At 29.6% G+C, this 6,220-nt stretch carries 11 protein-coding genes and 1 pseudogene; all 12 read left to right on the forward strand.

Annotated features, from left to right (window positions below):
• Positions 1 to 360 (forward strand): annotated as a pseudogene (locus T368_RS0110525) (chromosome partitioning protein ParA); the annotation flags it as partial.
• Between the two features lie 164 nt (positions 361 to 524).
• On the forward strand, positions 525 to 746 hold the full coding sequence (locus T368_RS0110530) for a plasmid mobilization protein (RefSeq protein ID WP_004084737.1): 222 nt from the start codon (positions 525 to 527) through the stop codon (positions 744 to 746).
• Between the two features lie 97 nt (positions 747 to 843).
• Positions 844 to 1,017 (forward strand): hypothetical protein, encoded by a 174-nt coding sequence (locus T368_RS15705; protein ID WP_155116623.1) that lies wholly within the window; start codon positions 844 to 846, stop codon positions 1,015 to 1,017.
• Positions 974 to 1,468 carry a hypothetical protein gene (locus T368_RS0110535; RefSeq protein ID WP_138160975.1) on the forward strand — a complete coding sequence of 165 codons (495 nt, stop codon included), beginning with the start codon at positions 974 to 976 and terminating at the stop codon, positions 1,466 to 1,468. Before T368_RS15705 ends, T368_RS0110535 begins: the two co-directional genes overlap by 44 nt.
• A gap of 31 nt (positions 1,469 to 1,499) precedes the next feature.
• Positions 1,500 to 2,084, forward strand: a complete 585-nt coding sequence (locus tag T368_RS14685) for an Eco57I restriction-modification methylase domain-containing protein (RefSeq protein WP_372446172.1) — start codon at positions 1,500 to 1,502, stop codon at positions 2,082 to 2,084.
• A 22-nt stretch (positions 2,085 to 2,106) separates the two neighbouring features.
• Positions 2,107 to 3,519: a hypothetical protein gene (locus tag T368_RS14010; protein WP_051053842.1), complete on the forward strand. Its 1,413-nt coding sequence runs from the start codon at positions 2,107 to 2,109 to the stop codon at positions 3,517 to 3,519.
• Positions 3,516 to 3,782 carry a hypothetical protein gene (locus tag T368_RS14015; RefSeq protein WP_004084733.1) on the forward strand — a complete coding sequence of 89 codons (267 nt, stop codon included), beginning with the start codon at positions 3,516 to 3,518 and terminating at the stop codon, positions 3,780 to 3,782. Before T368_RS14010 ends, T368_RS14015 begins: the two co-directional genes overlap by 4 nt.
• 66 nt (positions 3,783 to 3,848) lie before the next feature.
• A complete protein-coding gene (locus tag T368_RS15710) occupies positions 3,849 to 3,995 on the forward strand; it encodes a hypothetical protein (protein ID WP_004084732.1) in 147 nt (48 codons plus the stop codon).
• Complete coding sequence (locus tag T368_RS0110555; RefSeq protein ID WP_004084730.1) at positions 3,992 to 4,612, forward strand: hypothetical protein; 621 nt, start codon at positions 3,992 to 3,994, stop codon at positions 4,610 to 4,612. Before T368_RS15710 ends, T368_RS0110555 begins: the two co-directional genes overlap by 4 nt.
• Entirely contained in the window at positions 4,609 to 5,205 is a 597-nt protein-coding gene (locus T368_RS0110560) for a Tle-like phospholipase domain-containing protein (protein ID WP_004084728.1), read from the forward strand. Before T368_RS0110555 ends, T368_RS0110560 begins: the two co-directional genes overlap by 4 nt.
• A complete protein-coding gene (locus T368_RS16210) occupies positions 5,202 to 5,561 on the forward strand; it encodes a hypothetical protein (RefSeq protein ID WP_004084726.1) in 360 nt (119 codons plus the stop codon). The genes T368_RS0110560 and T368_RS16210 overlap by 4 nt, the downstream gene beginning before the upstream one ends.
• A complete protein-coding gene (locus T368_RS0110570) occupies positions 5,558 to 6,001 on the forward strand; it encodes a hypothetical protein (RefSeq protein WP_027338481.1) in 444 nt (147 codons plus the stop codon). The genes T368_RS16210 and T368_RS0110570 overlap by 4 nt, the downstream gene beginning before the upstream one ends.
• Positions 6,002 to 6,220: the final 219 nt, after the last annotated feature.

Below are 6,220 nucleotides of genomic sequence, written 5' to 3' on the forward strand. Positions count from 1 at the left end.
ACAATTCCATCACAATATGATGTCAATGTGTTAGATCATATGTTAGAACTTTATGCTGAAGTAAAGGATTTAAACCCTAAGCTACTCTCGCTTATTTTGGTTAATCGTGTTTCACCTAACCCATTTCTTACAAAAGAACTGACAAATCTTAAAGATTATATTCATGTTACAAAACAAGAAATGTGCTTAGAAGATGTAAAAGTCTTAGATTCTGTTATCTATGAAAGACAGGCTTATCGTAAGGCAGTTATTGAGGGCAAGAGCATAAAAGAGTATTGTGATAATTCTGATAAAGCTTTAATAGATTTTGAGGTATTCTATCAAGAATTACTTACAAACGCAAAAAAACATTTTATGTAATATGTATGTAAATTACATTAATATTACTTAGTTATTTAATGTTTAATATATTTAGATTATATTTATAATATATGTATTATGTTAATATAGCATAATGTTGTATAAAATGATAAAGAATGACTCCAAAGAGTAATTATTTATCATCTATGAATAAGGAGAATTATATGGGATTTAAAAAACTAAGCGAACAAGGCAATACTGAGGAAAGTTTTATTAATAGTGCTCGTGGTGAAACAAGCACGAATATCGTTTTAAAAAAGGCAAAAAAGAACAAACCTTTTACAATAAATTTTACAGAAGATGAATTAAATGAAATACGCCTTGAAGCACAAAAGTTAAAAATGAATGTATCGCAATATATGCGATTTAAAATTTTTAATACCTAATAAATTTAAGTATTGCATTGTATCAAATATTAAAATTCTTACCTTTTTATTTTATGGTTTTTAGCTAAATTCTTGTCATTAAACATAAGGAAAGACGATGGCAAGACCAAAAAAAGATTTATATCAAGGTAGAAGTTTATTTGATTTCATCGAGCAAGACATAAAGCATAATTTTAAAACTTTAGATCAAGGAGAAGTTAATGAACAAGGAAATAACACTCGAGGAAATGAGGCAACAAGTAACACCGCAATATATTCACACTTCCAGTAGAATATTGGAAAAAGACAAAGTGGCAAACAAACAAAGAAAAAGTGTTGTTTATGATGGAAATGATGGACTCATGCGAGTTAAAAACACTCGAACAAATAGACATGCGGATGCGTATGGAGGACAATCTTTATTCTTTTATGAACAAGGAGAAATGGGAAGAGAGGGAAAACACAATGAAACAGAGATTGCTGGAAGAGAAGAGAAAGGAAGAGGGCTATCCGATACCAGCACAAGAGAATTATACCTATCCAGACGACAAGGACATGGAGAGATTGGAGAGACTATTGCCACAACAAGATTACATAGCAATACTCACAATGAGGTGCGAGAACACTTGGAGGGCGGATCTCTACGACAATTATGGAATGAAGATACTCATTCGGTGGATGTATTATTGAGGGGAATGATGGCAGATTTAGGGATTCACAATCCAGAAATACGCAAATTATAGAATAGCAAAGAAACTCTACCCTAATCAAGAAATATTTTTAGGTGGCTTTCAGAATCATGGATTTAATAGAGATTATGATGCTTTTATTGGTAATCCACCTTATGGTGAAAAGAAGATCGCAGATGAATTGAGTGTTAATTTAAATGGATTATTAGTTTGTGATTATTTTGTTGCTAAGTCTATCCAAAATACAAAGCAAGATGGAATTATTGCATCTGTAGTTTCTGATAGATTCCTAGATAAAACGCAAAACCATGTAAGAGAATTAATCGCAAAGGAAGCAAGTTTTTTGGGTGCAATAAGATTGCCAAACAATACTTTTAAGGGTAGAGCAAATACAGGTGTAACAACTGATATAGTGTTCTTTAAAAAAGGTTTTAATGCGACAATTAACAAAGATTGGATTGAGAGTAAAAGCTATATTCAAAGAGAAGGTAAAGAGTATAACATTAAGGAATATTTTTTAAACCCACAACATATTGCAGGAGATTTAGAACTTGTTACAACTGAATATAAGGATTACAAGATTATATATACTCCAAATAAAGATAAAGTCCTAACATTACAACTTGATGCTTTCATAAAATATTTGCTTAAAGATGTCTATCGATATTAGAGAAACTACTTATAAGCAAGACATGAAAATAATCCCAAAAGATTCTTTACAATACCAACACATAAAAGATTATTTGGCAACTATAGAAAGTGGTAATTATTTTGTTTTGGAGGATGAAATTTATCAAAAAACCAAATTAGAAACACAAGATAACATTCAAGTAGTTATTCCGCTTATTCCTAATCAAAAAGATAAAACACGCATTGTAAAGATGATTGCCATCAGAGATACTTTAAATTCTTTAATAACTTTAGAAAAGAATAGCCAAGAGGATCAAGTTTTAGATCCGTTAAGACAAAAACTAAATAGACTTTATGATGATTTTGTAAAAACAGAAGGCTATCTTAATAGAGATGTGAATAAGAAAGCCTTTAGGCATGATAGGCATAGCAATAAGATTTTAGCTTTGGAAAAGAATTATAATAAAGGCATTTCAAAGAGTGTGGCTATAAAACATGGTGTAGCACCTATGAATCCTAGTGCAGAAAAATCCGATATTTTTTATAAAAGAACAATAGCCCCATACACAAAGGTTGTTGCTCATACTCCTAAGGAAGCATTAATTGCAAGTTTAAATGAATTTGGTAATATAGATTTGGACTATATGCAAAAACTTTTGCAAAAGAGTGTAAATGATATAAATAATTCTTCAAATAAAATTACTCAATACTCAAAAGATTCTATAAAAAATTCATTACTCCATGAGAAACTTATTTTTATTAATCATAATAATCCATCTGAATATATACTTGCCAATCATTATTTGTCAGGTAATGTTAAGAAAAAATATAAAGAAGTAAAGGCAATTTTAGAGGATATGCAAAGTTCCATGTCAAACGATTTAAGAATGCACTTGAAATCTAATTTAGAAAGTTTAGAACAAATATTGCCTAAGGATTTAAAAGCAACACAGATTAATGCTGAATTTGGTGCAGCGTGGATTCCTATGTCCTACTATTATGATTTTTTTACACAGATTCTAGAATCCCCAAGAGAAACAATTGTGTTACATCATAATGACAAAACAGGTGAATGGACTTTTAAAATTAATGATGTAATTTCCAATAAAGCACGAACAAATTATGCAACTAATCGTATAAGTGTTGCAAAGCTTATAGAACATGCTTTGCAGCGAAAGCCTATTAAAATCTATGATACATACATGAAAGATGATAAAGAGGTAAGAGAATTTAATGCAAAAGAAAGCACTCTTGCAAACACAAAAGTTGAACAATTAAAGTTTAATTTTAAAGAATGGATATACAAAGATTATGAACGCAGAAATGCAATAGAAAATATTTATAACGAAACTTTTAATACTGATGTTACACCATATTATGATGGTTCTCATCTACAAAAGAATAATAAACAGCAAAGGGGTTTCCACGCTTGTCTCTTTCAAGTTATAATAAAGTTAATTGGGAAAGTAGAATGAAAAAAATATTTTTGATTCTTATGGGCTTAGGGATATTTTATTACACGCCACTTTCTTTTTATTTAGAGCCTAGTTATTGGCAATTTAGAAATATGTGTAAAATGAAATACGAGTTTTATGAGAAAGGCATAGGCAATGAGAATAATATAGACAACTACAAAAAGCAAAATGGTTATAATAATATTGCCACTTGGCATTCTGGTAGTATTATCCCACTGTTCACGCTCTTTTGTATGGACTTAAATGGAATGAATTTTATATAAATTGCACTGATTTTTACAACAAATGGGACAAAGATTGGTATAGCAAGGTGCAAAAAGGAGAAATTTATGGAAAATAAGGAAATAATCGGCAAACTCAAAGACAATGCAGAATTAGCAATGGCTTCTTATGGATATTATGACTTAATAACAAATGATACTAATCAATCATTTATTGTATTAAAAGATAAAGAATCTAAGGCAATAATCCAATGATACACATATTGCTTCTTACCACATTTTCTACCATTCTCTCTTATCTGATACTTAAAAGTATATATACAATCATATTCAAATCAAAGAAAAAGGTTTCAAAGTTTTTAGTCTTTATTGGAGCAGTGGGCTTAATTGTATTTTACTATACACCATATTCTTTTTATGTAGAACCTAGTTATTGGGAGTTTAAGAAAATGTGTAAATTAAATGAGTTACCAAATAATGAAGAGAAATTTAATAAGATTCTAGGGTATTTTGATACAAGTTTAGATACACTAGATTGGGAGGAGTTGAATCATAATAACGATAAAAGGAAGTGGAAAGTTACAAAGGAACACGGATTTTACAGACAGGGCATCTATGAATATGCAACTACAAATAAAGGGAAACAATTAAATTCTCGCACAAGTATAATAGCGGCTTTCTTAAGTAATAAATCAGAAATTAACCAATACAATATTAATCAAATGTCAATAGGTGGTTCTTGGCACACTAGACGCTATTATTTTGAAATAGCAAATTTAACAAGACACGATGATATGTGGATAGAAAAAACTTTAGCTTGCGTTGATGTAGCAAAAGAAAAATTATACACCGCAAGTAAGGAGAAATTATGAATAACAAGCAACAAATACAAAAACTAAGAGATAATGCAGAACTTGCAATGGCTTCCTATGGATATTTTCATCTAATAGGCAAGAAAATTAAAAATGATGAGGATGAATACGGAGATAAAGCTAATAAACCCATAACTCTCCACGACATACTAGACATTACCTACAAAAACTATGAAACACAGGACAGCACATTTTTTAACACAGAGAATCTCAAAGGCGACTTCTCCCCACTCCAAGCCAAACAATTCTTTGAAAGATATGACTTATTAAAACATTACCCCAATACAGAATCTGGATTTTCTGCTACTTTGTTTCAAAATAAGGAAACTAAGGAATACACTTTAGCCATTCGTGGCACAGAGCCAAGTGATACAGGAGATTTAAAAACAGATGCAAGAATGGCTCTAGGATACATTCCACAAGGACAATATAATGATATGTTAAGATTCTACAATCAATGCAAAGCAAAATATCCTGCCATGACAGAATCTAAAAGCTTAAATATAGCAGGACACTCTTTAGGTGGAGCATTAGCCCAAATGCTTACTTTAAGCATCTGTGATAATAAGAATAGAAAGGATTATAGATTGTGAAAATATTTAAAATGCTTTATATTTGTTGGATTATATTTTGTGGCTTAGTTTGTATCATTGGTGGTGCTATGGGACATAATGCAACCTTTGAGGGAGTATTGTATTCATTTTTTTTATTATGTCTTTTTCCTTTCTTACCTTATTTTTATTATTTAGTTTATGAGAAAACAAAAACAGCAAAAAATATATTTATCGTTATTTGTTGCTATTTATTATTATTTATTATTATTATTTGTTGTTATCTATTGCTATCTACTATTGTAAGAGCAGATCAGATTATTCTATTTTATGCAGGCATTATTATGCATGTAATAACATTTATAATAATTTATAAAAACAAAAGACAATCAAAATGAAACAAGCAATCAATAACCTAAAAGACTATGCGGAACTTGCACAAGCAAGTTATTTTTATTTTGATTTATTTAAAGATTCTAATGGTATCCCTAGAAAGATTTATGAATTAGATTCTAATGGCAATAAAATTAAAGATGAGAAATATCCTAGAGGATATAAAGAAATAGAGGTTACTTTAGAACATATAGTAAATAAAAAATATCAAGGACAAGGAGTATTAATAAATCTGCAACAAGGCGATGATATTTTTACAGAGATGAAAAATAGTGCTAAGGAAGTTTTTAACTTTGATAAGCTCAATGGAGAGTTTGGGGAGATTCAAACACAAAGATTCTTTGAACGCTATGATTTGCTTATACATCAGCCTAACACAGAATCTGGTTTTTCTGCTACACTATTGAGTGAAAAAAACAAAAGGATACAGAATCTAAAGCAATAAAACATACAAATAAATATGGCTATATAAACTACATTCTAGCTATAATAAGCACAGAATCTAAAAAGGTAGTCTAATGATTTATATCTTTCTTTTAATGTCAATTTCTACTATTCTTTCATATCTTATATTAAAGTTTATTTATAGAATCATTTTTAAATCTAAAGAGAAAATTTCAAAGTTTCTCGTCTTTCTTGGAAGTATCGGATTGATTATCTTTTA

The sequence above is a fragment of the Helicobacter bilis ATCC 51630 genome (assembly GCF_000686565.1).
Taxonomy (GTDB): domain Bacteria; phylum Campylobacterota; class Campylobacteria; order Campylobacterales; family Helicobacteraceae; genus Helicobacter_A; species Helicobacter_A bilis.